We start from the raw sequence: 26,377 nt of genomic DNA on the forward strand, positions 1-26,377 counted from the left end.
CTCCCCACTCGCGCGCAGCCAGCGCGCGACATCCACCCCACGGAGAGACGAACAATGACTCGAGCACGCACCACCCGCCCCGGAACCGTCCGCTTCGTCGGCGGCGGCCCAGGCAACGCGGGGATGCTCACCTGCCGGGCCCGGGAGGTCCTCGCGGGCAACGCGGTGGTCTTCGCCGACGCCGACGTCTCGCCCGAGGTACTGGCACTCGTCGCCACCGAGGTGCCCGTCCCGCAGGAACTGCTCGACGCGCGTCAGGCCGAGATGGACGCCGCCGTCGCCGCGGAGGACAAGGCCGAGATCAAGCGACTCAAGGCACTGCCCGCGCCGACCGCCGCCGACATCCGACCCGTGCTGGGCGAGCCCGCCGCCGTGGCCAAGCAGCTCACCGCCGAGGCCAAGAAGGGACGTGACATCGTCCGTCTGGTCGCCGGTGACCCCATGACCACCGACGCCACCGTCACCGAGATCGCCGCCGTGGGTCGCACCGTCGTGCCGTTCGAGGTCGTGCCCGGCGTCGCCGAGGCCACCGCCGTGCCCGCGTTCGCCGGCATCGCGCTGGGCTCCGGCTACGTCTTCGCCGACAGCCGCGGCAAGGTCGACTGGGCCGCCCTCGTCGGCGCCCCCGGGCCGATCGTCCTGCGCACGACCGGCCGCCACCTGGCCGAGGCCGCCTCCTCGCTCGGCGAGCAGGGCCTGGCCGCCGGCACCCCGGTGACCGTCACCTGCTCCGGCTCGATGTGCGCCCAGAAGTCCGCTGACGGCACCCTGGCCACCATGGCCGAGATCGGCCGCGACATGGAGGGCGACCTGGTGGTGACCATCGGCAAGTCCGCCGGTGAGCGTCATCGTCACCAGTGGTGGGAGTCGCGCGCCATGTTCGGTTGGAACGTCCTGGTGCCCCGCACCAAGGCGCAGTCCGCCGAGATGAGCGAGCGCATCGCCGAGCACGGTGCCGTGCCGGTCGAGGTGCCGACCATCGCCGTGGAACCGCCCCGCAGCCCCGCCCAGATGGAGCGTGCCGTCAAGGGGCTCGTCGACGGCCGCTACCAGTGGGTCGTGTTCACCTCCGCCAACGCGGTCCGCGCCGTGTGGGAGAAGTTCGTCGAGTTCGGTCTCGACGCCCGTGCCTTCTCCGGCGTGAAGATCGCGTGTGTCGGCGAGGGGACCGCAGCCCGCGTCCGGGAGCTGGGTATCCAGCCCGAGCTGCTGCCGTCGGGCGAGCAGTCCAGCCTCGGCATGCTCGAGGTGTTCCCGCCCTACGACGATGTACTGGACCCGGTCAACCGCGTCCTGCTGCCGCGTGCCGACATCGCCACCGAGACCCTCGCCGAGGGCCTCACCGATCGTGGCTGGGAGATCGAGGACGTCACCGCCTACCGCACCGTCCGCGCCGCTCCGCCGGCCGCCGAGATCCGCGAGATGATCAAGACCGGCGGGTTCGACGCCGTGTGCTTCACCAGCTCCTCCACCGTGCGCAACCTGGTGGGGATCGCCGGTAAGCCGCACGCCCGCACGCTCATCGCGTGCATCGGGCCGCGCACCGCCGAGACCGCCGCCGAGTTCGGGCTGCGGGTGGACGTGCAGCCGGAGAACGCCTCGGTTCTGGAACTGGTCGACGCACTGGCCTCCCACGCCGATCACCTGCGGGCGGCCGGCGAGCTGCCGCCGCCGCGTCGCCGCGCCCGCCGGCGCTGACGCGGTCCTCGCCGCCGCACACTTCGCGGACGCCGACGCGCCCCGAGCTCGACTGCTCGGGGCGCGTCGCGTTGTCTGTGGAGGCGTGGAGACCGGTCGGGGTCAGTAGCGTCCCGGATCGCCCATTGCGGCGTCCAGCCCGTCGACGGAGGTCACGACGTTCGCCAGGCTTCCCCATGTGAACGAGTAGGCGAGGCTGTGGAAAATGGCCGGCGCGATCGCCAGCAGGTCGTCGGGGTGGAGGTCAAGTCGTCCCATCGCGGTGTCCTTGTCTGTTGGGGTCGATCTGTTGGTGTCCATCAGCTGGTGTCTCCACACGGTCGGGGTCAGGGTCAGGGTCACGGTCACGGTCACGGTCGGGGTCGGGGTCGGGGTCTGGTCTGGGGTCCGTCAGCGGATCTCGTCCAGCAGCCAGTCGATCGCGTGCATGCCGAACAGTTCTGTCATCCACCGGTAGGCATCGGTGATCATCACATCGGGCCCACAGTCGAGTCCGTGGTAGTGCACGTCGACACCCTGGTCGCGGTACGCGTTGGCGAGATCGCGGATGTCCTGCGCGGGCGTGACCACCATCATCGAGTCGTCGGCGGCACATGAGGTGACCAGCACCTTGCCCGGGGCCGCAGCGCCGGGTCACCTTCAGGGTTGTTGCGGCCCAGGTTGTTGTCGCGGTTCACGTGCTGGAAATCGGGTTCGTCGGCTGGCGGGATGCCGCTGGTGAACAGGAGGTTCTGCGGCAGGAACGGCGTGAGGTAGTAGAAGGGGACCTGACAGGAGTCGCGGAACAGGTCGGCCATCGCACGGCCCGCGGGGTTGAGTTTCTCGTTGAGCCTCATCTCGGGGTACTGGGACTCCAGACCCACGAGCGTGGCAAGCACGAAGCCGGACCCGAGGTGACCGTCGGCGAAGTCGATGAAGCTGCGTTGGTCCACGGCGAGCGCCTCGAGGACGGTCGCTGACACGGGCAGTTCGGGCGCGTACCAGGGCTGGTACTCGATCGCGACCGCGGCACTGACCCCTCCGCCGGCGATGCCGAAGACGCCGATGTCGTTGTTCGGGTTCAGTCCCGGGCCGGGCACCTGGTAGGCGGCGCGGAGTCCGTTGAGCAGCGCCATGCCGGCATAGTGGCTGGCGAAGACGACCGCGTCGCCGACTTCATCGCCGGCCTCGTCGCCGCCCGCGACCTTAGCCAGTAGGGGACTGTCCGACCGCGGCGCTAATGTGCCGCCACATGGCAGACCTCCACATCGTCGCCCAGATCCAGGAGGTCGCCGCGACAATCGGCGACGCCGAGTTTCTCGAGCTGTTGCGCTGGCACCGCGCCGTGATCGGCCTTCCTGACCTCGACTGGTCCAGCCAGGGCGCCTACAGGACCGCCATCACCGAACTCGGCGACGATCGAGCCGCCGACCTGCTCCGGGACCTACGCCGAGCAGCCCGCGATCCGCGCCGACACCGCCACGGCGCCGACGGCAAGCCCGTCTACAGCGGCGGTCGCACACTCGCCGATCACCGTCGCCACCAGTAGGGGGGCGCGTCAGTGCCCGGAACGCTAGCGACTAGACGGAATCGGTCTCATCGGCGGCGACCACGTGGCGGACGAAACGTGTTGTACCGGCAGGCCCGACTGATTCCTGCTCACAATGTGGCTTGCAGCTCTCGGTGAGGCGTAGCAGCCCGCTGATGGGCGACTGCGATCTGTGGCGGAGTCCTCCTTGATCACTCTCCTCGGAGGGGTCTACCTCTTCCGAACGAAGGCGAGGGCGGGCTGGGATGCGCCCAGAGGCCCACTTCTCCCAAATTTTGGTAACAGTTTCATAACGGCCAGAAGTGGAGGTTGCCGGCGGTCCTGGTCCCCTCTTCGGCGCCCTGACGGGCCCCCGCGAGACGTCGATTTAGCCGCCCTCCGTCGCCAGCAGGCCCCCTCGTGGCCCGACCTGAGGGCCGCCCTGCACGAGGTCCAGAACGCGCAACAATCCAACCCTGTCGGCAAAGCCGCAGATAGGGGGGTGCGCGGTAATTCGACTCCTATTGCCCAATTATTGTCGACCCATAAAGGGAAAACGCTAACTTCGCTTGAAGCATTCGAGAACCATTTAAAAATAAGATGCAAAAATGCCCATCTTCGAGGCTGCAATAATTCGGGTATTAAATCCAGTATTTCCCGTAAAAACTGCACCCCGGCGATTGCTCGGCAGGTGCCATATCCGCAGGTAGAGGCGTCCGTAAACTGTGTCTAAAACTGGCATTCTCGCAGCGTGTCGAGCGGAGTGGGGCAGTTGCGCGACGATGCACTGTTTGATTTGATTAGGTGGTGGTTGCGACTTGGATATCCCAAAGAGGGTGTGCGCCGAAGCGATATAGGTAATTCGGAGAAGTTGTATACATTGCTTTTGGGTGATGGTTTAACTCATGAATTTTCCACTCAATCACATCAGAGAGAATAATCCGAATATGTCATTGAAAGGACATTAAATGATCCAGAACAACAACGTCGTCTCCCTGCCCCAGAACGTGGCCGTCATTTTCGACGGCTGGAACGCACTTCGCGGTGCGGATCAGGTGCTGGACTTCGGGGACCAGATCGACCGGTATGTGCTCGACTTCGGCAAGCTCGCCGACGAGATCGCAGCTCAGCGCAATCGTCCCTCTCGGGTCGTATCGGTCACGGTCGTGATCGGCGTCCATAACCGGGCGCAGAACCCCCGGGCCAGGATGATCGCGGACCAGAACATCCGTTTCTGGCAGCGCGACAAGCGGGTCCAGGTCATCGCCTTCGAAAACCACTGGGAGAGCGGGATCGAGAAGGGCGTCGATATGGAGCTCGGTATGCAGGTCATGGATCAGGCCAGCGACCCGAAGGTGGATTCGGTGGTGGTGTTCTCAGCCGATCGCGACCTGCAGCCCGCAGTAGATCGGGCGGTAGCCAAGCCCGGAGCGCACATCGAGCTCGCCCGATGGGAAGGGCAAAGCGCGGGCCTGTGGATCCGCCAGGGCAGTGGCAAGCCCGGCTGGTGCCACTGGCTCGGATCCGAGACCTTCCACAAGGTCGCGACCCCTCGAGACCACCAGCTCGCGGCGTAACCCCCACGCCCACCGCACCACACCACAGCATCCGGGGCCGCCGACACCACAGTGCAGGCGGCCCCGGCCACTGCTCCATGAAACCGAGAGAAAAGAGAACCCAATGAATGACCACAACATCACCGAGACCCTCAGCAACGCCGTCACCGATGCTGCCACCGACCGCATGGCTCTGGCGGACGTCGCCGGCATCGTCAAGGTCGCCCTGGTCGACATCATCGACGAGTCGACCGTCAGCAAATGGGCAACCACCTGCGAGCGAGATCAGTTCCTGGCCCTAGCCACCTACCTCATGCGCGCGAGCAGCCTGGTCCACCTGGGCGCGATCATGCTCGACATGGGGGAACGCGACGAGGCGTGGACCCTGATCAACGGAGCAGTCCGGCCGATCGAGGAGCTGCTCATCGTGGGACACGGGTTCGACGGGGACGACACCGCAGCTAGCTACCTCCAGCTGGACACCCTCGCGACCGCCGTCGAGCAAGGCATCAAGCCCAGACTCGAGCCGCGGCTGATCGACGGCAACCACCACACGCGCGCACAGGCCGTCTCGCTCATCACCGACGCCCGCCTGGGGCGTGCACCGGAAGTCTTCCTCGACGAGGAACGCCTCGACGCCCGCTTCGTGCGCACCGGCTGGGACCTCATCACCACAGGCGCATCCTGCATCGAGGACCACATCTGCGACTGGGACCTGATGGACGACATCAACGCCCTGAACCAGGCCATCGCCCAGGCCCACGCTCTGCACGAGGACACCTACCCGTCCGCAGCCTGAGCACCTTCGCGCCCCGGCCCCTGAACTGAAAGGGGCCGGGGCGCGCGGGTTGCTATATTCAGCCTCATGCAGATCGGATACGGACGGATCTATCCCACCGATACCGATCCTGAACACCAGCACGAGGCCCTAGCCGACACTAACTGCCAGCAGATTTTCCTCGACGACGCCCGCGAAACCGGCGCCGCCCAACCACAACTGGCCACCGCGCTCGAGAACCTCAACCCTGGCGACACCCTCGTTGTGACCAGTCTCGACCGTCTCGCACGCCACGCCACCGCCCTCGTCGACCACGTCACCGCCATCGACGCCCGAAACGCCCACCTGCACATCCTCGACAGACAACTCCACACCGAGCTTGATGCCGAACGCATCTTCCTTCGAACAATCCTCGCTCTCGATGATGTCAACACCATCGGACGCTCCCACCGCATCCGAACCGGCATAGCTAAGTCGGCAGATAACGGCAAGCGCCCCGGACGGCCCCAGATCAAGTTCTCCAAGAAACAGAAAGTCATCATGGAGCTCTTGTACGCGAAGGACGAACACGGAAACCGTCGATACACCGTCACTGAAATCGCACGTGAAGCACGCGTCAGCCGCGCCACCGTCTACCGCTACCTCGACCTCTACAACCACGCCGGACACCCGGCCCTAGAAAACTAGGGGAGTGCGCGTTCGACAAACGACACGCCTTAACCGATCTGCGCACGGGGAGATCCCCGATCACCCCACGGGTGCCTGAGAATACGAGCCCGTGGGCTCAACTAGCCAGGTGATCAACCAGGTTCATTGCGTGCGGTTTAGGTGGCAGAGGCCGGGAGCACCAGGAGCGAGCCGTCACTGCGTTTTTCGATCTCGATCACCACATCACCGCTTGGTGAGATGGTGTTGTGCGCGGGCGCGAGTGCACGCAGCCGGTACGACGTTTTGAGTAGGTTGTCGACCTGTGCGCTGGTCAGCAACCTGTCTATAAGCCGTTTCGACGAGCGCAGTTCGAGCGTCGACAGCCGCCGCAGGACCTTCTGCACACGGTCTTCCAAGTCGGAGATCCGCTTCTGGTCCTCTCGAAGACTTCGGAGGAAATTCTCAAAAGGGTTGTCCTCATGGTTCTGGCCGACCTCGACGCCCTGCAGAACGATCACCCGCCGTTTGAGCGCGATCGCCAGTGAAGCCAACTCGAGATGAGCGCGGAACTCGCCACCGTCGCCGGTGATCCCCGGAAACGCCGATTCCAGCTCGGTGGTATCGACGCGATCACCGGCGATCGCGTCGAGCGCGGCTTCCCACTTCTTCACGCGATGCTCTGCATTCTGCGTCGCGGTGCTGATCGCGTGAACAGCCGAATCGAGGCCGAGAGAGGCACCGACCTTCCCATGATCCAGCAAAAGCGTCGTGGCCTTGTCGATCGCGTCACGGCAACCGGTGAGCTCACTTCGTTCAGCCTCCAGCTTGTCAACGTGGAGCTTCTCCAGAAGCTCAGTGATGCTCTCGATGGCCTTCTGGCGCTGTTGGTCGGCATATGCACTAGCGCCCACCGCGACAGCCATGAGCACCAGCGGAGCGGCCACAGTCACCGCGGTCCCCGCTGCAGCCGTCCCCGCAGCGGCGCCAACGACTGTCCCCTTGGCCCCTACCGATGTCACCTCGACCGGCACAAAAGACGCCTTGGCCACAACCCCGGTCCGACCGAGCAGATCCCCGTAAACGCCCCCATCGACCGCCCTTGACGGCATCTGCTTCACTAGGCCCTGGCCGAACTGGGATGCCACCTTCGCAGGCACATGCATCCGATACAGCACCTCAGTCGGTTGGGCGACCTGCGCCACAACAGGCGCATTCGATGAGCGGGTCACGAGCCTTGAAAGCTCCTTCGCCAGAGGGCTCATGGCGTCGAGCGGCAGTCCGCTCGAGCTTTCGCGCCTAGCCGGCAGCGGATGGGCCTCTAACGTCACCAACGGCGCCGAGGCGAACGCGGCAAGCGCGGACCTGAGCTCGGTCAACCTCTCCGAGCTAAGAGGTCCATCATCAGCGAGCGAGGGAACGGTAGCGCCCTCGACAGTGGACAAAGTCCAAACGGGCACGACCGTGCCGTCTACAGCGCTCATCGCTCTCCTTAATCAGAAAGGGGTAAGTCTCCTGGCGTGGTGGGGTTTGGGGGCCGGGGTTTGGGCTGACGACGGTGTGTTGGTCCGCCAGGGGGGTGGGTCATCGCGTAGTGGTCAATGAGTTACCGCCAAGTAGCTCACCGAAAGGACACACCACGCGCTGACCCAGTCCCATTCTGGCGTACACGCCCAGCTCGATGCACTTCTGTCCGCCGATCCGCAGGCCATGTTCGCCGAACTCGTGCGGGCCGGCCTGCAGGCGCTGATCGAGGCAGAAGCCGCGGCCAAGATTGGTGCCGACCGCTACGAGCGCACCGAAGGCCGCACCACGCACCGCAACGGGCACCGCACCAAGACCGCCTCTACGCCCGTAGAGGACATCGAAGCGAAGATCCCCAAGCTGCGCTTTGGGTCGTTCCTCCCCGCGCTGCTGGAGCGGCGTCGCCGCATCGACCGGGCCCTCCTGCGCGGTGATCATGCAGGCCTACGTGCACGGGGTGTCCACCCGCGCCGTGAACCACGTTTCTCGGGTGGGAATCCTCGTGCCTGAAGATCAAATATCAAACATATAGGAGATACTGAATGGCCTCCCGTCCATCGCGTCTGACCTCGGCGTCGAGGTCAGCGCAGATGCGGGGGACCTCCGACTTTCCAGATCCCCGTATCCACGCCGAGTGCACGGACCAGGTCTGAGCGGGGGCCGGGACCGTGAACTACTCATCACTTTCTCAGGCCGGGTATGGACATTGCCGGCAGGTCGTGGCCTGTGGTTGCTCTCCGAACCGCCTGCTTGAGACGCCTCGCCGCCCCGGCGGGGACTTATCTAGAGTGGGGAGCGTGAAGGACTCGTCGGAAATCCCTGCCGCCCCCGTGATTCGACCCCGCCGTCTGAGGGGGACGCCCGCGATGCGGCGCCTGGTGGGGGAGACCTCGCTCCATGCCCGGCAGCTCGTCCTGCCGGCGTTCATCGCCGACGGGATCGACGAGCCGCGCCCCATCGCCTCGATGCCCGGCGTGGTCCAACACACCGAGGACTCTCTGCGTCGTGAGGCCGCAGCCGCGGTCAAGGCGGGGCTCGGCGGGATCATGCTCTTCGGCGTTCCCCGCGAGGAGGACAAGGACGCCGCCGGCAGTTGCGGTGCGCGCGACGACGGCATCCTCAACCGCGCGCTGTCCGCCGTCCGCGCAGAAGTGGGCGACGACCTGGTGGTGATGGCAGACACCTGCCTCGACGAGTTCACCGACCACGGTCATTGCGGCGTGCTGCGCGCCGGCCCCCACGGGGAGACGGTCGTCGACAACGACAGGACCCTGGCCGCCTACGACGAGCTGGCCGTGGCGCAGGCCGCCGCCGGGGCGCATGTGGTGTCACCGAGCGGGATGATGGACGGCCAGATCGCGTCGATCCGCGCGGCCCTCGACGCCGAGGGGCACCAGGACGTGTCGATCCTTGCCTACAGCGCCAAGTACGCGAGCGCCTTCTACGGCCCGTTCCGCGAGGCGGTCGGGTCGTCGCTCCAGGGGGATCGCCGCACGTATCAGCAGGATCCCGCCAACCTGCGGGAGTCGCTGCGTGAGGTGCGGCTGGACCTGGACGAGGGCGCCGACATGGTGATGGTCAAGCCCGCGATGTCGTACCTCGACATCCTGCGTCAGACCGCCGAGATCTCCGACGTGCCCGTGGCCGCGTATCAGGTCTCCGGGGAGTACGCGATGATCTCGGCGGCCGCCGAGAAGGGGTGGATCGACCACGACCCCGCGGTCATGGAGTCGCTGCTGTCCATCCGCCGTGCGGGAGCCGACATCGTGCTGACCTACTGGGCGCTGCTGGCCGCCCGGCGGCTGGCCGAAGGCTGGGGCGGCCGGTGACCTCCAGCGGACCGTGGCGCCCGCCCGCACCGACCCCGCCGGGCGCCTCCACTCCTGACACCTCCACTCCTGACACCTCCACTCCTGACACCTCCACCACCGAGGACTCCGCTCCGGGCGGACGCCCCGCGCGGCCGACGCCACCGGAGGAGATCACCATCGCCTGGACCCTGTGGCTCGCGGCCACGGTGCTCGCGCTGGTGGGTGCTCTGATCAACTCGGCCACGGCGAAGTACGGCGATCTCCCGGCCGCCACCCGGGACGCCGTCGAGCAGGCGGTCACCGACGCCGGGGCGAGCGGCGTCACCGTCGAGGGGGCCTTCACCGCGGCGTTGGTCCTCGGAGCCGTGTTGGCCGTGGCGGCCGCCGCAGTCACGGTGTGGCTCGCCTTCCGGTTGCGCGCGGGCAAGGGCTGGGCGCGCACGATGCTCAATCTGGTGGCCGTATTTCTCGTCGTGGACGCGGTCTCCGTCGTCGTCGGCGTCTTCACCGGCGTCGCCGCGGGCGGTGGGCGAGGGGACGTGCTCACCTTCGTCGTCTTCTCGCTGCAGATCCTCGCCGGCCTGTGCGCCGGCACCGCGGTGTGGCGCCAGCACACCGCCGAGGCGACAAAGTTCCTCGTCGGCACCGGGGGTCGCGGTGCCGCCGGTTGATCCCATGCAGAACCGTCCAGGGGTCGAGCCCGAGGGGCCGATCCTCTACGCCGAGGACGGGTGGAGCTGGGCGTGGATCCTGGCGGCGCCGCTGTTCTGCCTGGCGGCGGGGCTGTTCGAGGTCGTGACGGGCGCGCCGGTGCACTGGCTGATGCTCACCGTCTGTGCGGTGGCCTCGGCCGCGTGCCACGCCGTGATGATCGCCGCGACGCGCGTGCACGGTCGCGTCCGGCTCACGCCCACCGCCTACTACCAGGGCACCGAGGAGTTGGAGTTGGCCCGGGTCGCGGAGGTGCTGCCGCCGGCGGCCGGGGAGACCCAGTCGTGGCAGTCCGCGCGGACCCTGGGGGAGTTGCGGGAGGTGCCTCGCCGCCGCGGGGCCGTGGGGCTGAGGTTGGACTCGGGCGCCGAGGTGCGGGCGTGGGGTCGCAGGCCCGACCGACTGCGGGACGCGCTGGCCGGTGCGGTCGCTGCCGGCGGTGACGCCGGACCGGCCGGAACCGCCGGCGGTTCCGGGGCTGTGGGTGACGGCGGGACAGTCGGGGGCGACCGGCGATCCGGGTACGACGACGACGAGTTCCCGGACCCGGCATGAGTGCCCGGCGCAACGCCGGCGTCGCGGTCGTCTGGGCGATTCTGGCGGTCGTCCTGTGGTGGCTGTCGAAGGGCTCGATCCGGGTGCTCCCGCCGGCGACTGACCCGCCCGTCGAGGGGTATCTCGAGCAGTCCGTCACCACCACATGGATGCTGCTCGCGGCGACCGTCGCGGCGGGGATGTCTCTGCTGTTCACAACGCTGGCGATCCTGAGAGGCGCGGGCCTGAAGGCACGCTGATATATCCACTTCTGCCTGCGGTTTCCTCGCAATTCCCCGTGGTGCGGTAACGATCGGGTGACGGTTCGCTGAGTGCTCGAGGGTGGGTGCCGCGTGGTTCGCGCCACAGGTTACATTTGTGACGATTCGGACGCGTGATGTCAGGGTGACCCGCCTCGGTGTCCGGACACGGGAAGACATTTTCAGCGCAATGGAATCGGGGATAGGTGCAGCCGTCTAGCACTTTTGTAGGCACCACCGCGGTCGTGGGAGCGATCGCACTACTTGGGACCGGTGTGGCCGCGGCCGCCCCGGTGCAGTGGCAGAACTGCACTGACATGCTCGGCGTGGAGTCCGAGTATCTGCCGAAGGGGATGGAGTGCGGCACCGTCGACGTGCCCGTCGACTACTCGAATCCGGACGGTGCGCAGACGCAGGTCGCGTTGACGCGGATCAAGGCCTCCTCAGGGCAGGCCAAGTCGACCGTGTTCGGCAACCCGGGTGGCCCGGGCAGTTACGCGCTCAACTTCTGGGCCCCGCCTCTGGACGGCAACGCCCCGGCGGGCCTGTACGAGAACCACGACCTCGTGGCGGTCCAGCCGCGGGGGATGTACGGCTCCAACCCGATGGTCTGCGACGTGTCGTACATCGGCCCGAACGCGGCCAACCCGCTCCACGACGCGTGCTACGGCACTGATCCGGCCTACATGAAGTCCATGACCACGGAGAACGCCGCGCGCGACATGGACTCGGTCCGGTCCGCCCTCGAGCTGGCCGAGATCGACTACGTGGGCGTGTCCTACGGCACGGCGATCGGGACCGACTACGCGACGCTGTTCCCCGAGCACACCGGCCGGATGGTCCTGGATTCCAACACCCACCCCGACTGGCGCTGGTCCGAGCAGGCCGAGCAGGGCGCATTCGCCCAGGCGGACCGGATCAACGACATCTTCGGCTGGATCGCCGAGCGCGACGACTACTACGGGCTGGGCGACACCCCGCTCAAGGTGTTCCACTCGTGGAAGTGGGTGACCGACCAGGAGGTGGGCGGTCCCGCGAACCTCACCCCGCCGCCGGCCCAGACCGGTGACCTGCCCGTCGAGCTGCGTGACACCCCGCTCGCGCAGCCCGCGCTGGACGTGATCAACACGACCGCGCCCGGGCGGGCCCGCGCCGAGGGACTCGTGCGTGCCGCCGCCCTGCAGGGGCTGACGAACAACGCCACCACCGGCCTGTACGATGCCACGGTGGGCGCCACCTACAGCGAGCAGGCGTGGCCGATGCTCGCGCACATCCTCAAGTACTACAACGACGGCGGCGAGATCGCGCGGGTCGACTACGAGACGGTCGGGAAGATGCTCGCGGCGCAGGAGAACCCGGCGCCGATCTACCGCACGGACATCGAGATGAACTCGATCATCACGTGCAACGAGACGGCCGCCCCGTCGAACGAGCTCGGCGTGATGGCCGCGAAGATCGACAAGCACACCGGCGGCAACCGCCTCACCACCCGCGCCGCCGTCGAGGCCGCGGGCGACGACTGCGTGGGCTGGGCTCCCGTCGCGCAGACGATCGACCCGAACGGTGACGCGCTGGACGAGAAGCCCCTCGTCCTGCACTCCGAGCGCGACGCGGTCACGCCGATCGCCGGGGCCATCCGCACCGCGGAGGCACTGGGCGGCACGCTCGTCACCGTCGGCGGCGGCGACCACGGTACGTTCCGGTCGGGCAACAAGCTCGTGGACGACGTCGTCATGAAGTTCCTCGAGACGGGGATCGCAGACCCGGGCCACGTCGCCGGCAAGCCCTCGCCCGATCCGCTTCCCAAGTGGGGCGCGGACGACCGCGCGGCCGCCGCAGCCGAGGGGATGTCCGGGAACGTCGCCGGCGCAGACGACTGGTACGGCACCGGCCGGGCGACGCCCGCTCCGAACGCCCCGGCGCCCGCCCCGGCGCCCGCCGCGGCTCCGGCCGCCCAGCCTGCCCCCGCTCCGGTGTTGCCCGCCCCGGCACCGCTGCCCACCCCGCAGCAGCTGCAGCAGCAGGCGGAGAAGGCCATCCAGGACGTGGCCGGCCAGATCGACACCGCGGCCAAGTCCTTCTTCGCCCCGCACGCCGCGCCTGCTCTGGCGGCGCCGCAGGCCTGACCCGGGTCCGGCACGGGAACGGCCCGACCTCGGCGGGGGTCGGGCCGCGGGCGGACGGGTGCTCGTCCGAGTTCTCTGAGACACTGGGAACGTGACGACTTCGAGTGATGCCTTCCAGACCCCGTCCGGCTTGTCCGGCACCACACGATCAGCGGAGCTGTTCGCCGAAGCCCGTGAGCTGATCCCCGGCGGGGTCAACTCCCCGGTCCGCGCCTTCAACTCCGTCGGAGGAACCCCGCGTTTCATGCGTGAGGCGCGGGGTTCGCGCATGATCGACGTGGACGGCAACACCTACATCGACCTGGTGTGTTCCTGGGGGCCGATGATCCACGGCCACGCCCATCCCGAGATCGTCGACGCGGTGCGTGAGGCGTCCTCGCGCGGGCTGAGCTTCGGCACCCCCACCGAGGGCGAGGTGGACCTGGCCCGCGAGATCATCGCCCGCACGTCGGTCGAGGAGGTCCGGCTGGTCAACTCCGGCACCGAGGCCACCATGAGCGCGGTGCGTCTGGCCCGCGGCTTCACGGGCCGCGCCAAGGTCGTCAAGTTCTCGGGCTGCTACCACGGCCACGTCGACGCCCTCCTGGCCGACGCGGGCTCGGGCGTCGCCACCTTCTCGCTGCCGGACTCTCCCGGGGTCACCGGCGCCGCGGCCCAGGACACGATCGTGCTGCCGTACAACGACGTGGACGCGGTCCGCCTCGCGTTCGCCACCCACGGTGACCAGATCGCCTGCGTCATCACCGAGGCCGCCGCCGGGAACATGGGCACGGTCCCGCCGCTGCCCGGGTTCAACGAGGAACTCCGCACTCTCTGCTCGGAGAACGGCGCGCTGCTCATCATGGACGAGGTCATGACCGGCTTCCGGGCAGGGGACCGCGGCTGGTGGGGGATCGAGGGTGTGGCCGGCGACCTCACGACGTTCGGCAAGGTCATGTCCGGCGGGCTGCCCGCCGCCGCGTTCGGCGGTCGCGCCGACGTGATGAGCCACCTCGCACCCGCCGGTCCCGTCTACCAGGCGGGAACCCTGTCCGGGAACCCCGTCGCCGTGGCCGCCGGCCTCACCTCGCTGCGCCTGGCGGACCACTCCGCCTACTACACGCTGCAGACCAACGCCGACCGGCTCGAGGCGCTCATCACCAACGCCCTGCAGGCCGCCGGGGTCGCCCACACCATCCAGCGCGCAGGCACCATGCTCAGCACCTTCTTCACCGAGGACAAGGTCACCGACTACGCCGGTGCCAAGGCCGCCGAGACCTTCCGCTACGCGCCGTTCTTCAACACGCTGCTCGACCGCGGCATCTACGCCCCGCCGAGCGCGTTCGAGACCTGGTTCGTCTCCACCGCACTGACGGACGACGACTTCCAGCACATCGCCGATGCTCTGCCCGTCGCGGCCGAGGCCGCCGCTGCCGCCACCACACCGGAGGCCGACCGATGAGCAGTATCAAACGAGGCCTGCGCGGAAAGCTCGCCGTCCCCGCGACCGGCCCCACTTCTCTGCCGATCCCCCTGCGCGGAGACCATCCCGCCCCCGCAGACGCGCCGCCCTCGCTGGCCGTCTCCGGACCGGCGGCCGACGCCGGTGACCGCCGTGTCCCGGCACAGGCCGAGGGGTCCGAGGCCTACGGGGCGGAGCCGGGGTCGATCGCGGCACCGGGTGAGCCGAGCTCGTCGTCGTCGACCTCCCGGGACGCCTCGGCCCGGGGCACCGAGACCCAGACCATCGTCCACCTCGTGCGCCACGGCGAGGTCCACAATCCCGACGGCGTCCTCTACGGTCGCCTGCCCGGATTCCGGCTCTCCGAGCTGGGACGCAGCCAGGCCGAGACGGTCGGCCGGGTGCTGGGGACCGGGCACGACATCGTGTCGGTCGTCGCCTCGCCGCTCCAGCGCGCGCAGGAGACCGCCGCCCCACTCGCCGAGAAGCTCGGGCTGCCGGTGGGGATCGACGAGGACATCATCGAGGCCGACAACCGGTTCGAGGGCAGTAGGGTCGGCGGCCCCGGCGGTGCGCTGCGCGATCCCCAGTACTGGCCGATCCTGCTCAACCCCCTGCGCCCGTCGTGGGGGGAGCCGTACCTGCAGATCGCGCACCGCATGATCGGCGCCGTGTACTCCACGCTCGACGTGGCGCGCGGGCACGAGGCGGTCCTCGTCAGCCACCAGCTCCCCGTGTACACCACCCGACGATTTCTCGAGGGGCGTCGTCTGTGGCACGATCCGCGGAAACGACAGTGTTCGCTCGCGTCGGTCACCTCGCTCGTGTTCGAGGGCACCACGCTGCGTGACATCGTCTACTCGGAACCGGCGGGAGCGTCGGATCCCTCGCAGACCGGAGCCTGAAACACATGGTCAAGACCCGTCGCGCGTTCGCCGCGCTGATGCTCGCGGGAGTGCTCGCCACCGGGGCCTGTGCCACCGGCGACGACGCAGTGGTGGCCGGTCCCGACACGTTCGAGTTCGTCAGCCCCGACGGGCAGATCGAGATCCACTACGCCCCCGACGAGCGCAAGCCCGTCGCCCCCCTCTCCGGTCCCGACCTGCTCGACCCGGACACCACCCTGAACGTGCAGGAGGACCACGCAGGTGAGGTGGTGATCCTCAACCTCTGGGGACAGTGGTGTGGTCCGTGTCGTGCCGAGTCGGACGACCTCCAGCGGCTGCAGGAGGAGTTCGAGCCGCAGGGCGCGACCGTGTTCGGCATCAACCTGCGGGATCCGAACCGGCAGAAGCCGGTCGACTTCGTCACCGACAACGGGATCACCTACCCGTCGATCTGGGACCCGAGCAACGCCGCCGTCGCCGCACTGCACGGCTTCCCGACGTCCGTCGTACCGGCCACCATCATCCTCGACAAGCAGCACCGCGTGGCCGCCGTCTACCTGGCCGAGATCACCGACGAGGGGCTCAAGGACACCGTCTCAGGTCTACTGGCCGAAGAGGGGACCGCGGCGTGAACCCCGAGGTGATCCTGCTCGCGCAGAGCGTGGGGGAGACCTTCCAACAGACCGTCGCGTCCGGGCCGATCATCCTGGCCCTCGGCGCGTGCCTGCTGGCCGGACTGGTGTCCTTCGCCTCGCCGTGCGTCGTTCCGCTGGTGCCGGGATACCTCGCCTATCTCTCCAGCGTCGTGGGCGCCGAGCGCCCGCCGGCGACGGTCGCCGCCGCAGAGAAGCAGCGCGCGGCCGTGGCCACGTTGACGGTCGAGGAGCGGCGGACACGCCGGGCCTCCCGGATGCGCGTCGTGGGCGCCTCCCTGCTGTTCGTGGCCGGGTTCACCGTGGTGTTCGTCCTGCTCAGCGCCATGGTCCTGGGGACGGTCCAGTACCTCCAGCCCCAGGAGAAGCTTCTGCAGCGTCTCGGCGGCGTGGTGACCATCCTCATGGGACTGGTGTTCATCGGCCTCGTCCCGACCCTGCAGCGCGACACCCGCATGCAGCCCAAGGCACTGTCCACCTGGCTCGGCGCGCCTGTGCTCGGCGCCGTGTTCGCCCTCGGCTGGACCCCGTGCCTCGGCCCGACGCTGGCGGCCGCCCTGTCGGTGGCGGCCGGCACGGGTCTCGACGCGGCCCGCGGCGTCCTGCTGATCGTCGCGTACTGCCTGGGACTCGGCCTGCCTTTCGTGATCGTGGCGTTCGGTTCCACCTGGGCCGTGCGCACCGTCGGCTGGCTGCAGCGCAACACGCGCCGGATCCAGATCTTCGGCGGCGTGCTGCTCATCCTCGTTGGCCTGGCCCTGCTCACCGGCCTGTGGTCGGAGTTCGTGTACTGGCTGCGCGACTTCGCCATCACCGACACGACACTGCCCATCTGATCCACCATCCCGTCACACCGCGACTCCGCGACGGCCTGTGGTGCAGGAGTTCGGTCGGTGGCGGTGGGGGTGGCAGGTGCTGGTGCAGGTGTAGGTGTCGGTGGGGTCGCAGCTGCCGGGGCCGGAGAATCCAGAATCGAGTGAACAGGACTGGAGAGTGCCCCGTGCCGCAGCTTTAAGTGCCGTCCTGCCGTCCTGCCGTCCTGCCGTCCTGCGGTCCTGCGGTCCTGCGGTCCTGCCGTCCTGCCGTCCTGGCGTCCTGGCGTCCAGGGGCATTAAAAATTTGATGGCACCACTGCGGTGAAACGCGACGAAAATCGCAGCACCGGCGACAAGAATCGCGACAGTGTCGACAAGAATTCCGCGCGTCGAGCACAGGCCGTGGACGTGCCCAGGGGATCCTGCCCAGCAGAGAAAAATCCCGGGTCCACGCTCAGCGTGGACCCGGGATTTCTCTGTGGAGCGGATGACGGGATTCGAACCCGCGACCCTCACCTTGGCAAGGTGATGCGCTACCAGCTGCGCCACATCCGCATCGTGCCCAGGGAGCGTGTCCTGCTCGTGCCCCCTGCGGATAAGAACACTAGACGATCGATTTTCCACGTCCAACTCGGGGCCCGATCAGCGCTTCAGGGCCAGCGTGTCGGCACGAGACCGCTCTACCCGCCGGGCGCGACTCACCCTGCCAGGTTTCCCTCAGGTCGCCCCGACTAGCCTGGGACCGACCGGCGCCGAACAGTACCCGGGCACCGTCCTTTCCGGGCAGGTATCGGCGCACCGAGACCCGCAGATGGACCCCATGCCCAGATTCGCCTCCGTCACGGCCTTCCTCCGCAACGCTTGGCGCACCCTCACGGCGATGCGCACGGCCCTCATCCTGCTGTTCCTCCTCGCGGTGGCCGCCATCCCCGGCGCGCTCCTGCCGCAGCGCAGCCTCAACGAGGGCAAGGTCCTCGAGTACATCGAGGAGAACGGCTGGTTAGGGGAGCTCTACGACAAGCTCCAGCTGTTCGACGTGTTCTCCAGCTGGTGGTTCACGGCCGTGTACGTGTTGCTTTTCGTCTCGCTGGTCGGGTGCGTCACGCCGCGGTCGATCGAACTGGTCAAGCAGCTGCGGACCCCGCCGCCCCTCACGCCGCGGAACCTCGGCCGGATGCCGCACCACGCGTCGTACCGCACGACGGAGTCGCCCGAGCAGGCGGCGGACCGGGTGCAGGGCGCATTGCGGGGCTGGCGGGTCCGGCGCAACGACGGAGACGGCCGGGTCCCCGACACCATCGAGCTCTCGTCCGAGCGCGGGTACATGCGTGAGGTCGGAAACATCGTGTTCCACTTCGCGTTGCTGGCCCTGCTCATCATGTTCGCGGCCGGGAAGTTCGTATACGCGGAGGGGATGCGGGTCCTCATCGCGAACGCCGAGTCGCCCGCGTTCTGCAACACGACCCCGAGCGCGTACGACTCGTTCCGCGCCGGGCTGCTGGTCGACGGCACGGATCTCGAGCAGTTCTGCATCAAGATCGAGGACTTCCGTGCCGACTACCTGCCCAACGGGCAGGCGGAGATGTTCACCTCGAACGTCCGCTACACCGACGAGATCTCGACCACCGATCCCGACACGTGGGAGCACTTCGAGATGCGGGTCAACCACCCGCTGCGCATCGGGGGCACCCGTGTGTACCTGCAGGGACACGGCTACGCCCCCACGTTCACGGTGACCTTCCCGAACGGCGAGACCCGCACGGACACGCAGCACTGGCAGCCCACCGAACTGCAGACGTTCCTGTCCTCGGGGATCATGCGCTTCGACCCGCCGGCGGGTATGTACCCGGACCTCGCGGACCGTCGTGAGCAGCAGATCGCCATTCAGGGCCTGTTCGCGCCGACGGCGCAGTTCGACGGCACGTTGCTCAGTTCCCGGTTCCCGCGGATGGATGATCCGGCGGTGGCGATCGACGTCTACCGCGGTGACGCCGGACTGGACACCGGTCGTCCGCAGTCGGTGTTCTCGCTGGAGCCGGATCTCATCGAGTCGGGCGCGCTGGAACGCGAGGCGCGCGTCAACCTGCGGCCGGGGGAGTCCACGACGCTCGCCGACGGGACGGAGGTCCGGTTCGACGGCGCCGAGGAGTTCATCAACATCCAGGTCTCCGAGGACCCCACGCAGATCTGGGTGGGTGTGTTCGCCGCGGTCATGATGGGTGGCCTGGTGTTGAGCCTGATGGTGCGGCGCCGGCGTGTGTGGGCGAGGGTCGGTGTCGACGACGACGGCGTGACCCGCGTCGACCTGGGCGGCCTGGCCCGGACGGACCGATCGGGCTGGGGCCGTGAGTTCGACGACCTCCGTGACCGTCTCGTGGCCGAGTCCACGGTCACACCCGTCTTGCCCGGAGCGACCGGGACGGACGACACTGCATCTAGCCGGGGCACACACCCCGGCACCCCGCGGAAGGACGACACCCGGTGAACACCTTGATTCTCGCGCAGGGACTGCCTGTCAACGAGACGCTCTCGAACTACAGTGACCTGGCATTCCGGACGGCGTTCGGCATCTACGCGCTGGCCCTGCTGGCGTCGATGATCTATTACGCCGGGTTCCGAGTGGCCAAGGTGACCGAGTCGCGACGCGAGCTCGCCGGATCGGGTGGACCGGGCCTGACGGAGTCGGTGTCACTGACCGACACCGGTGACGAGGACCGGGCGTCCGCGGGAAGTCTGCGTTGGGCGCGGATCGCGCAGCTGTTCGTGATCATCGCGTGGCTGTTCCAGGCGGCCGCGCTGATCCTCCGCGGGGTGGCCACAAGCCGCTTCCCGTGGGGCAACATGTACGAGTTCATCCTCGCAACCACCCTGTTGGGTGTCGCCGCCGGTCTGGTGTTCCTGCGTAAGCCCGCGATGGCGGTGGCGTGGCCGTACGTGCTCGTCCCGGTGCTCGCCCTGTTGTTCTTCGGTGGCACCCACCTGTACTCCGAGGCGGCCCCGGTCGTGCCCGCGCTCCGGTCGTACTGGCTGCCGATCCACGTGTCGATCATCTCGCTGGGTTCGGGCATCCTCCTCATCGCCGGGGTGGCGTCGATCATGTACCTGATCCGCGTGTGGCAGCCGCAGGGCCTGGAATCCGGCTGGGGCGCGGCGATCGCGCGGCCGCTGCCCGCCGCCGACACTCTCGACCGGCTGGCGTATAGGACCACGGTCATCGCGTTCCCGATCTTCGGCGTGGGGATCCTGCTCGGCGCGGTCTGGGCCGAGAGTGCCTGGGGTCGCTTCTGGGGCTGGGACCCCAAGGAGACCGCGTCGTTCGTGTCCTGGGTGCTCTACGCCGGGTACCTGCACGCCCGGGCGACGTCCGGGTGGGGGCCCAAGAAGGCCGCGTGGATCAACCTCGCCGGCTTCGCGGTGCTGATCTTCAACCTGTTCTTCATCAACATCGTCGTCTCGGGCCTGCACTCGTACGCCGGCCTGAACTGAGCGGCAGTGTGACCTGAGCGGCAGTGTGACGCAGCACTCATTTTTAAGGTTAGGCTGCCCTAACTCACCGGTAGTGCACTAGGATGTGAGCTTCGGAGTCGCGGACGTCGTGGACAGGCACTCGGGGCCACCGGCCGAACATGCGGCGTCACACCCATCGGGGGATGGGTTCGCTTCTGTTGAAACACGGCCGCTCGGCGATCAGATCATGGTCGCGGGATCTCGGGTGCTCACACCAACGTGCGCGGCCACAGCTAGTGAGGGGTTCTACTTGTCCAGGACATTGCGTATTGCCATTGTTGGCGCAGGGCCTGCGGGGACGTACGCCGCAGATATCGTGACCTCGTCGGAGCTTCCGGCAGGCTACGACGGGATCGCCGTCGACGTGTTCGATGCCGATCCGACCCCCTTCGGTCTCATCCGCTACGGGGTGGCGCCTGACCATCCCCGCATCAAGGAGATCGTCAAGGCGCTGAACCGGGTGATGAGCAAGCCCGAGATCTCATTCCACGGCAACCTGCGTATCGGCCGTGACGTCAGCATCGACGAGCTGCGGGCCCACTATGACGCCATCGTCATGGCGACCGGGGCGCGCAAGGACGCCGACCTGAACATCCCCGGTGTGGAGCTGGAGGGCAGCTTCGGCGCCGCGGATTTCGTGAGCTGGTACGACGCGCACCCCGATGCGCCGCAGGAGTGGGAGTTCCGTCCGGAGGCCACCTCGGTGGCTGTCCTGGGCATGGGGAACGTCGCGCTGGACGTCGCGCGGGTGCTGGCCAAGACGGCCGAGGAGATGCTCGTCACCGAGATTCCGGACCACGTCCACGAGGGGCTCGCCGCCAATCCGGCCGTCGACGTCCACGTCTTCGGGCGTCGCGGCCCGGCGCAGGCCAAGTTCTCGCCCATGGAGCTGCGGGAGCTGGCGCACTCGCCGAACGTGGACGTGATCGTGCACCCCGAGGGCTTCGAGTTCGACGAGGGGTCCGAGGAGTACGTGCGCCAGAACAAGTCCCAGCGACTCGTTGTCAACGTGCTCACCACGTACCTCGCCAAGGATCCCAAGCCGGACGCGGCCTGCCGTATCCACCTGCACTTCGGCGCGGCGCCGACGGAGATCCTGGGCGAGGACGGCCGGGTGACCGGACTGCGGACCGAGGTCTCCGAACTCGACGGGACCGGCAACGCGCGGGGGACCGGAGAGTTCGTCGACTGGGAGGTCGGAGCGGTCTACCGGGCGATCGGTTACAAGTCGGATCCGATCGAGGGGCTGCCGTTCGACTTCGGCCGCAACGTGATCCCCAACGACGGCGGGCGCGTACTGGACGAGTCCGGTGAGGCCGTGCCGGGCGCGTACGTCACCGGCTGGGTCAAGCGCGGCCCAATCGGACTGATCGGGCACACCAAGTCCGACGCCCAGCAGACCATCACCCATCTCCTCGAGGATCTCGCCGCTCGCGGCGTCGAGTCGGCGGACGGTATCGAGTCAGCAGACGGCACCGACGGCTTCGAGGGGCTGCGGCCTCTCCTCGACGAGCGTGGGATCACCACAACCGACTGGGACGGCTGGGTGGCGCTCGACGAGCACGAGCGCACGCTCGGTGAGACCGACGCGCATCCGCGCGAGCGGGTGAAGGTGGCCACGCGCGAGGAGATGGTGCGCGTCGCGGCCGGCGCACTGACGCACTGACGCCACTGCTCTGATCACGACCCTGCACTGATCGGACTCTGCTCGGATTACTACGTACACACGGCGGGCCCTCCCTGATGGGAGGGCCCGCCGAGGTGTTGTACGGGTTCAGAGCTGCGCGAGCAGGTCCTTCCAGATCGGGCGCCAGAACTCGATCGCCTCGGCCGAGTCGAGCTTGGTGTGGTTGACGCCCACCGACGTCTTGCCGCCCGGCTTGTCGCTGAAGTTCACGGCCGCTCGCGTCCCGTCGGCCAACGGGACGCGCCAGTAGCGCCATTTCTCGGTGCTCGACGTGGTCGGTGAGGACTCGACCGGAACGCCACCGAACTCCTCGCGCCCGGCGACCACCTCGGACCACGCCTCGAGGACGGAGTCCTTTTCCCCGGCGACGGTGCGCGAGGTGGAGAGCTGGAAGTCGCCCGTGCAGGACTGGCCCGGCACCCGCAGTCCGACCTGCTGTTCGTAGGCGACCGCGGTGCCCTGTGCCCACCACTCGGCCCGCTCGACGCCGGCCGGCATCGACTCCAGCGCCACCCTGGCGATCTCGGTGTGGTTCATCTCGCGTGCGCCGGCGTCGTCGAGCAGGGCGACCCACTCGTCCCATGACCGTGCGGTGCCGGAGGCGATACCGGCGGTGTTGGCAGACCTGACCATGGCCCGATTGTGCCCTCGTCCCCGCTGTTCCGTAGGGGATTTGCGCCGGAAGGCCTCGAGAGCGACGCGCGCCGGCTGGGCTACCGGGTGTGACACTGTGCCGACGGGCTTGACGCTGCGCCGACGGGCGTGTCGCTCGACTGACGGGGCGTGACGCTCTGCTGACGAGTATGTCCGGGGCGGGAGTCGCCTCAGGAAAATCGCGCGGGGGTATTGACCGGGACGCCCACCGGACCTAACGTGAAACCAGATGGTTTCATAATCGGCAATAGGGACCTGGGAGGGGCGCATGAACGCGACGACCTTGAGTGACGCCGACGTCGACCGGATCTTCCGGGCCCTGGCCGATTCCACCCGACGCGACATCGTCCGGCGCACCCTCGTCGAGGAAGTGTCCGTCTCCGAGCTGGCCGAGCGCTACGACATGTCGTTCGCCGCGGTCCGCAAACACGTCAACGTTCTCGAGGAGGCAGGACTGGTGAGCGACAAACGCATCGGCAGACAGCGCCGAATCCGTGGCAACCCCGACGCCATCCGCACCGCACAACAGCTCCTCGCCAGCTTTGAACAGATCTGGCGCGGGCGCATCGACCGACTCGACGCGCTCCTGGCCGAAGACTGAATCCCGGCCGACGACGGAAAGGACCCACACGCCCACGATCACGGACCGCACACCCTGACGACATTCACTAACGCCATTTCCTGACCACGACGCCCACCCACGACCCAGGCACTACATCTCTCCAGGAGGCACGTCATGCCCATCACCTCAGTAGTCAAGGACCCGGAGGCGCTGACCCTTGTCGTCGTCGCCGACTTCCCCGTCCCGCTCCGGCGTCTCTGGGACGCCTACGCCGACCCGCGGCAGATCGAGAAGTTCTGGGGGCCACCCCAGTGGCCCGCGACCTTCGACCGGCACGATCTCACCCCCGGCGGACTCTCGACCTACTACATGACCGGCCCCGACGGCGAGCGCTCCGGCGGCTACTGGGAGTTCCTCGCCGTGGAAGAGGGACGCTCGTTCGAGGTGATCGACGGCTTCACCGGCCCCGACGGGCAGCCGAACCGCGACCTGCCCACGATGCGCATGGTGCTCGAGTTCGTCGAGACCGATGCCGGCTCGCGGCTCACCACCACGACCCACTTCCCGAGCCTGGCGGAACTCGAGCAGCTCGTCGAGATGGGCATGGAGGAGGGCATGACCGCGGCGATGGGACAGATCGATGACGTGCTCGCCGACCTCCGGACTTTCGCCGCGGACAAGGCGGTACTGGCGCAGACGCTCTCCGACACCCGCGTGCGGGTCAGCCGAGTGGTGCGCGGGACCCCCGAGCAGGTCTGGGCCGCACACCACGACGCCGACCTGTTCCGCCGGTGGTGCACCGGCCCCGACGGGTGGGAGTTCACCGACTGTGTCATTGCGGCCGCGCCGGGCGAGAGGTATCGCTACGCCTACGCCCCGACCGACGGCCCCGCCGAGCAGGCGTTCGCACTGGTCGGGGAGCTGCTCGAGTCGGAGCCGCCGCACCGCGAGGTGTTCGCCGAGAGCATGGAGGGCGTCGACGGCCCGCCGGTCCGCAACGAGCAGACGCTGACCGCCGTCGAGGGCGGCACCCTGATCTCGATCGTGATGACCTACGCCAGCCGCGAGCAGCGTGACGCGATCCTCGGTACCGGCATGACCGACGGCATGGAGATCAGCTTCCAGCGGCTGGAGAGGGAGGTGCTGGCCGCCGCGTGAGGCGAGGCGGCGGGGGCCGTGGGCAGTGCCCGCGGCCCCCGGTGCTGTATTCAGCTGCCGTGCCGCCGCGTTGCCGCGTGCCCTCAGCCGTCGCGCAGCTCGGCCATCCGCAGTGCCAGGCGCAGCTCGAGTGCCCGGTCGCCGCGCCGCCAGCCGGGACCGAGCACCGCGTCGAGCCGCTCGAGTCGTTGGTACACGGTATTGACGTGCACGAACAGCTGCTCGGCGGTGGCGGACGGACTGCCCTCGGCGGCGAACCACGCCTGCAGCGTGGCGGTCAGATCGGTGCCGCGGCTGCGGTCGAACGCGCGCACGGGCCCGAGGTGACTGTCGATGAACTGGGTGACGAACTCGCGGTCGACCTCACTGAACAGTAGGCCGTAGAGTCCCAGTTCCTCGGTCGCGGCGCCGTCGCCCTCGCGGTCCAGCGCAATGAGCAGCCGGGCCGCCCTGCGGGCCCTCTCCACGTGATCACCGACATGGTCGCCGCTCCTGCCGGTACCGCTCCCGCCGTCGTCCGACCCGGCGGGCCCCCGCACGCCCGGGAGGGGCCCGGAGGCGCCGACCGTCGCCCGGTGCGCTGACAGGCGACCGGCCACGTCGCGCGCGGTGTCGCCGGCGTCGGAGCCGGCCAGGAGCATCACGGCGCGGTCGCCGTAGGTCGTGACGAGTCCGCCCTCGGCGCGGGCCAGGGCGCGGCAGTCGGTCTGCAGCGCGCGGCTCATGCGGGTCTCGGGCGGGGTGATCACCAGGGCGACGAGGTGGGTGTCGAGGTCCACGCCGAGGAGGTCGGCGCGGCGTCCGATCGAGTCGAGATCGTGCTCGCCGGGCGAGAGCAGTTCGGCGAGCAGCTCGCCACGCACGCGGTTGTCGGCCTCGTCGCGCGCCTGGTGTCCCAGGAGGAACAGGGCGATCACCGACGCGGCCCGGCCCAGTGCGACGCCGGTGGTGGGGGAGGCGCCGCGGCCGCCGATCGCGACGTACCCGAGGTGGTCCGGGCCGGTGACGACCGGGGTGACGACGACGACGTGGTCCGCCACCTGCCGGGTCGTGGGCCCCGCGGGGCGTTCGGTCTCCGCCGTGACCTCACGTAGCACCTGCTCGAGGAGGTCGACGGGCGGCCCCTCCCTGGACCGGGTGGAGCTGAGTTCCCGGTGGGCGAGGTCGAACACGGCCGCGGTGCCGCCCTCGAACTCCACGAGCAGTTCCACGATCTCGCGGACGGTCGCTCCGCGGACGACCAGCTCGGTGAGGCGCTGGTGGATGTCCACCGTGGCGGACAGGGTCGCGGTGCGGGTGCGTTCGAGGTCGAGGGCGTCGCGGGTCTCGTCGAGCTGGCGGCGGTCGCGGGAGGCGCGGGCGGCTGCGGTGAGGGCGGCGGAGATCTGGTCGGCCAGCAGTGCGAGCAGGGTGATCTCGTCCTGGGTGAAGTCCCGCTCGGTGCGGTCGGAGGTGAAGAGCATGCCGGTGAGTCGGCCGTGGGTCCGGACCGGCACGCCGAGGATCGCGGTGAGTCCCTCCTCGACGATGATCGGGTCGATCACGTGCGTGTACTGTGCGTCGGACAGGTAGTTGCGGGTCCAGCGTGGGGCCATGGCCTCGGCGACCTGGCCGCCGAGGCCGAGTCCCATGCCTAGCCGGATGGTGTCGAACCGCGGGCTGGTCGCGCCCTCCGCCATCCGCATGTAGGTGTCGCCCCGCTCGGGGTCGAGCAGCATCACATAGGCGAGATCGGTGCCCATGAGCTGGCGGGCCCTGCGGATGGCGATGTGCAGGACCGCGTCCTCGTCGCGGGCGGAGGCGAGCTCCGCGGCCGCGTCGAGGACGTCGCGCAACCCACGGTTCAGATCGACGGGCACGAGG

25 protein-coding genes, 1 tRNA gene and 1 pseudogene are annotated in these 26,377 nt (G+C 68.5%); 20 read left to right on the top strand and 7 right to left on the bottom strand.

Features of this window, described 5'->3' with window-relative positions; translation table 11 throughout:
* The first annotated feature begins 54 nt into the window (after window positions 1-54).
* Window positions 55-1,698, top strand: a complete 1,644-nt coding sequence (locus OPF83_RS06985) for a bifunctional uroporphyrinogen-III C-methyltransferase/uroporphyrinogen-III synthase (protein WP_264886589.1) — start codon at window positions 55-57, stop codon at window positions 1,696-1,698.
* Window positions 1,699-1,800: 102 nt separating this feature from the next.
* Here the strand turns inward: OPF83_RS06985 and OPF83_RS06990 are convergent, their stop codons facing one another.
* The 3 genes from OPF83_RS06990 to OPF83_RS07000 all read right to left on the bottom strand — a co-directional run bounded on the left by OPF83_RS06990 (window position 1,801) and on the right by OPF83_RS07000 (window position 2,978).
* A complete protein-coding gene (locus OPF83_RS06990) occupies window positions 1,801-1,998 on the bottom strand; it encodes a hypothetical protein (RefSeq protein ID WP_264886590.1) in 198 nt (65 codons plus the stop codon).
* A 90-nt stretch (window positions 1,999-2,088) separates the two neighbouring features.
* On the bottom strand, window positions 2,089-2,274 hold the full coding sequence (locus OPF83_RS06995) for a hypothetical protein (RefSeq protein ID WP_264886591.1): 186 nt from the start codon (window positions 2,272-2,274) through the stop codon (window positions 2,089-2,091).
* Window positions 2,271-2,978 (bottom strand): lipase family protein, encoded by a 708-nt coding sequence (locus tag OPF83_RS07000; RefSeq protein ID WP_264886593.1) that lies wholly within the window; start codon window positions 2,976-2,978, stop codon window positions 2,271-2,273. Before OPF83_RS07000 ends, OPF83_RS06995 begins: the two co-directional genes overlap by 4 nt.
* Between OPF83_RS07000 and OPF83_RS07005 the strand changes: the two genes are divergently transcribed.
* From OPF83_RS07005 to OPF83_RS07020, 4 genes are all read left to right on the top strand, one after another.
* On the top strand, window positions 2,930-3,226 hold the full coding sequence (locus OPF83_RS07005; protein WP_264886594.1) for a hypothetical protein: 297 nt from the start codon (window positions 2,930-2,932) through the stop codon (window positions 3,224-3,226). The two genes, OPF83_RS07000 and OPF83_RS07005, sit on opposite strands and share 49 nt — an antisense overlap.
* Window positions 3,227-4,173: 947 nt before the next feature.
* Window positions 4,174-4,782 (top strand): NYN domain-containing protein, encoded by a 609-nt coding sequence (locus OPF83_RS07010; RefSeq protein WP_264886595.1) that lies wholly within the window; start codon window positions 4,174-4,176, stop codon window positions 4,780-4,782.
* Window positions 4,783-4,885: 103 nt separating this feature from the next.
* Window positions 4,886-5,560 carry a hypothetical protein gene (locus OPF83_RS07015; protein WP_264886596.1) on the top strand — a complete coding sequence of 225 codons (675 nt, stop codon included), beginning with the start codon at window positions 4,886-4,888 and terminating at the stop codon, window positions 5,558-5,560.
* Window positions 5,561-5,626: 66 nt separating this feature from the next.
* Window positions 5,627-6,226: a recombinase family protein gene (locus OPF83_RS07020; protein WP_264886597.1), complete on the top strand. Its 600-nt coding sequence runs from the start codon at window positions 5,627-5,629 to the stop codon at window positions 6,224-6,226.
* 137 nt (window positions 6,227-6,363) lie between these two features.
* Here OPF83_RS07020 and OPF83_RS07025 read toward each other — a convergent pair whose 3' ends face one another.
* Window positions 6,364-7,668, bottom strand: coding sequence for a hypothetical protein (locus tag OPF83_RS07025; RefSeq protein ID WP_264886598.1), 1,305 nt, complete (start codon window positions 7,666-7,668; stop codon window positions 6,364-6,366).
* A gap of 160 nt (window positions 7,669-7,828) precedes the next feature.
* On the opposite strand from OPF83_RS07025, the pseudogene OPF83_RS07030 reads away from it, so the two are divergent.
* The 10 genes and pseudogenes from OPF83_RS07030 to OPF83_RS07075 all read left to right on the top strand — a co-directional run.
* Window positions 7,829-8,237 (top strand): annotated as a pseudogene (locus tag OPF83_RS07030) (transposase); the annotation flags it as partial.
* A gap of 259 nt (window positions 8,238-8,496) precedes the next feature.
* Window positions 8,497-9,537: a porphobilinogen synthase gene (hemB, locus tag OPF83_RS07035; protein ID WP_375546223.1), complete on the top strand. Its 1,041-nt coding sequence runs from the start codon at window positions 8,497-8,499 to the stop codon at window positions 9,535-9,537.
* Window positions 9,534-10,190, top strand: coding sequence for a hypothetical protein (locus OPF83_RS07040; RefSeq protein ID WP_264886600.1), 657 nt, complete (start codon window positions 9,534-9,536; stop codon window positions 10,188-10,190). Before hemB ends, OPF83_RS07040 begins: the two co-directional genes overlap by 4 nt.
* Window positions 10,191-10,194: 4 nt before the next feature.
* The gene (locus OPF83_RS07045; RefSeq protein ID WP_264886601.1) at window positions 10,195-10,785 is read left to right on the top strand and encodes a hypothetical protein; all 591 of its coding nucleotides are present in this window, start codon (window positions 10,195-10,197) and stop codon (window positions 10,783-10,785) included.
* Entirely contained in the window at window positions 10,782-11,024 is a 243-nt protein-coding gene (locus tag OPF83_RS07050; protein ID WP_264886602.1) for a hypothetical protein, read from the top strand. Before OPF83_RS07045 ends, OPF83_RS07050 begins: the two co-directional genes overlap by 4 nt.
* Window positions 11,025-11,269: 245 nt before the next feature.
* Entirely contained in the window at window positions 11,270-13,150 is a 1,881-nt protein-coding gene (locus OPF83_RS07055; protein ID WP_264886603.1) for an alpha/beta hydrolase, read from the top strand.
* Window positions 13,151-13,241: 91 nt separating this feature from the next.
* Window positions 13,242-14,591, top strand: coding sequence for a glutamate-1-semialdehyde 2,1-aminomutase (gene hemL / locus OPF83_RS07060; RefSeq protein ID WP_375546224.1), 1,350 nt, complete (start codon window positions 13,242-13,244; stop codon window positions 14,589-14,591).
* A 284-nt stretch (window positions 14,592-14,875) separates the two neighbouring features.
* The gene (locus OPF83_RS07065; protein WP_264886675.1) at window positions 14,876-15,496 is read left to right on the top strand and encodes a histidine phosphatase family protein; all 621 of its coding nucleotides are present in this window, start codon (window positions 14,876-14,878) and stop codon (window positions 15,494-15,496) included.
* Between the two features lie 5 nt (window positions 15,497-15,501).
* Window positions 15,502-16,110: a TlpA disulfide reductase family protein gene (locus OPF83_RS07070; RefSeq protein WP_264886604.1), complete on the top strand. Its 609-nt coding sequence runs from the start codon at window positions 15,502-15,504 to the stop codon at window positions 16,108-16,110.
* On the top strand, window positions 16,107-16,967 hold the full coding sequence (locus tag OPF83_RS07075) for a cytochrome c biogenesis CcdA family protein (RefSeq protein WP_264886605.1): 861 nt from the start codon (window positions 16,107-16,109) through the stop codon (window positions 16,965-16,967). The genes OPF83_RS07070 and OPF83_RS07075 overlap by 4 nt, the downstream gene beginning before the upstream one ends.
* Window positions 16,968-17,425: 458 nt before the next feature.
* Here OPF83_RS07075 and OPF83_RS07080 read toward each other — a convergent pair.
* Window positions 17,426-17,501, bottom strand: a tRNA-Gly gene (locus OPF83_RS07080).
* Window positions 17,502-17,766: 265 nt separating this feature from the next.
* On the opposite strand from OPF83_RS07080, the gene OPF83_RS07085 reads away from it, so the two are divergent.
* From OPF83_RS07085 to OPF83_RS07095, 3 genes are all read left to right on the top strand, one after another.
* Window positions 17,767-19,431 carry a cytochrome c biogenesis protein ResB gene (locus tag OPF83_RS07085; protein ID WP_264886606.1) on the top strand — a complete coding sequence of 555 codons (1,665 nt, stop codon included), beginning with the start codon at window positions 17,767-17,769 and terminating at the stop codon, window positions 19,429-19,431.
* Window positions 19,428-20,432, top strand: a complete 1,005-nt coding sequence (ccsB, locus tag OPF83_RS07090) for a c-type cytochrome biogenesis protein CcsB (RefSeq protein WP_264886607.1) — start codon at window positions 19,428-19,430, stop codon at window positions 20,430-20,432. The genes OPF83_RS07085 and ccsB overlap by 4 nt, the downstream gene beginning before the upstream one ends.
* A 271-nt stretch (window positions 20,433-20,703) precedes the next feature.
* A complete protein-coding gene (locus tag OPF83_RS07095) occupies window positions 20,704-22,119 on the top strand; it encodes an FAD-dependent oxidoreductase (protein ID WP_264886608.1) in 1,416 nt (471 codons plus the stop codon).
* Window positions 22,120-22,227: 108 nt separating this feature from the next.
* Here OPF83_RS07095 and OPF83_RS07100 read toward each other — a convergent pair whose 3' ends face one another.
* Entirely contained in the window at window positions 22,228-22,773 is a 546-nt protein-coding gene (locus OPF83_RS07100) for a hypothetical protein (RefSeq protein WP_264886609.1), read from the bottom strand.
* 289 nt (window positions 22,774-23,062) lie between these two features.
* Between OPF83_RS07100 and OPF83_RS07105 the strand changes: the two genes are divergently transcribed.
* Window positions 23,063-23,395, top strand: coding sequence for a metalloregulator ArsR/SmtB family transcription factor (locus tag OPF83_RS07105; protein ID WP_264886610.1), 333 nt, complete (start codon window positions 23,063-23,065; stop codon window positions 23,393-23,395).
* Between the two features lie 135 nt (window positions 23,396-23,530).
* Window positions 23,531-24,514 (top strand): SRPBCC family protein, encoded by a 984-nt coding sequence (locus tag OPF83_RS07110; protein ID WP_264886611.1) that lies wholly within the window; start codon window positions 23,531-23,533, stop codon window positions 24,512-24,514.
* A gap of 83 nt (window positions 24,515-24,597) precedes the next feature.
* Here the strand turns inward: OPF83_RS07110 and OPF83_RS07115 are convergent, their stop codons facing one another.
* The gene (locus OPF83_RS07115; protein WP_264886612.1) at window positions 24,598-26,373 is read right to left on the bottom strand and encodes a helix-turn-helix domain-containing protein; all 1,776 of its coding nucleotides are present in this window, start codon (window positions 26,371-26,373) and stop codon (window positions 24,598-24,600) included.
* Window positions 26,374-26,377 lie beyond the last annotated feature (4 nt).

The sequence above is a fragment of the Dietzia sp. NCCP-2495 genome (assembly GCF_026011735.1).
Taxonomy (GTDB): Bacteria; Actinomycetota; Actinomycetes; order Mycobacteriales; family Mycobacteriaceae; genus Dietzia.

What these genes read in the sequence shown, in the direction of transcription:
- OPF83_RS06985 (WP_264886589.1), top strand. Translation starts at nt 55, where the DNA reads ATGACTCGAGCACGCACCACCCGCCCCGGAACCGTCCGCTTCGTCGGC.
- OPF83_RS06990 (WP_264886590.1), bottom strand. Translation starts at nt 1,998, where the DNA reads ATGGACACCAACAGATCGACCCCAACAGACAAGGACACCGCGATGGGA.
- OPF83_RS06995 (WP_264886591.1), bottom strand. Translation starts at nt 2,274, where the DNA reads ATGATGGTGGTCACGCCCGCGCAGGACATCCGCGATCTCGCCAACGCG.
- OPF83_RS07005 (WP_264886594.1), top strand. Translation starts at nt 2,930, where the DNA reads ATGGCAGACCTCCACATCGTCGCCCAGATCCAGGAGGTCGCCGCGACA.
- OPF83_RS07010 (WP_264886595.1), top strand. Translation starts at nt 4,174, where the DNA reads ATGATCCAGAACAACAACGTCGTCTCCCTGCCCCAGAACGTGGCCGTC.
- OPF83_RS07015 (WP_264886596.1), top strand. Translation starts at nt 4,886, where the DNA reads ATGAATGACCACAACATCACCGAGACCCTCAGCAACGCCGTCACCGAT.
- OPF83_RS07020 (WP_264886597.1), top strand. Translation starts at nt 5,627, where the DNA reads ATGCAGATCGGATACGGACGGATCTATCCCACCGATACCGATCCTGAA.
- OPF83_RS07025 (WP_264886598.1), bottom strand. Translation starts at nt 7,668, where the DNA reads ATGAGCGCTGTAGACGGCACGGTCGTGCCCGTTTGGACTTTGTCCACT.
- OPF83_RS07045 (WP_264886601.1), top strand. Translation starts at nt 10,195, where the DNA reads ATGCAGAACCGTCCAGGGGTCGAGCCCGAGGGGCCGATCCTCTACGCC.
- OPF83_RS07050 (WP_264886602.1), top strand. Translation starts at nt 10,782, where the DNA reads ATGAGTGCCCGGCGCAACGCCGGCGTCGCGGTCGTCTGGGCGATTCTG.
- OPF83_RS07070 (WP_264886604.1), top strand. Translation starts at nt 15,502, where the DNA reads ATGGTCAAGACCCGTCGCGCGTTCGCCGCGCTGATGCTCGCGGGAGTG.
- OPF83_RS07085 (WP_264886606.1), top strand. Translation starts at nt 17,767, where the DNA reads ATGCCCAGATTCGCCTCCGTCACGGCCTTCCTCCGCAACGCTTGGCGC.
- OPF83_RS07100 (WP_264886609.1), bottom strand. Translation starts at nt 22,773, where the DNA reads ATGGTCAGGTCTGCCAACACCGCCGGTATCGCCTCCGGCACCGCACGG.
- OPF83_RS07105 (WP_264886610.1), top strand. Translation starts at nt 23,063, where the DNA reads ATGAACGCGACGACCTTGAGTGACGCCGACGTCGACCGGATCTTCCGG.
- OPF83_RS07110 (WP_264886611.1), top strand. Translation starts at nt 23,531, where the DNA reads ATGCCCATCACCTCAGTAGTCAAGGACCCGGAGGCGCTGACCCTTGTC.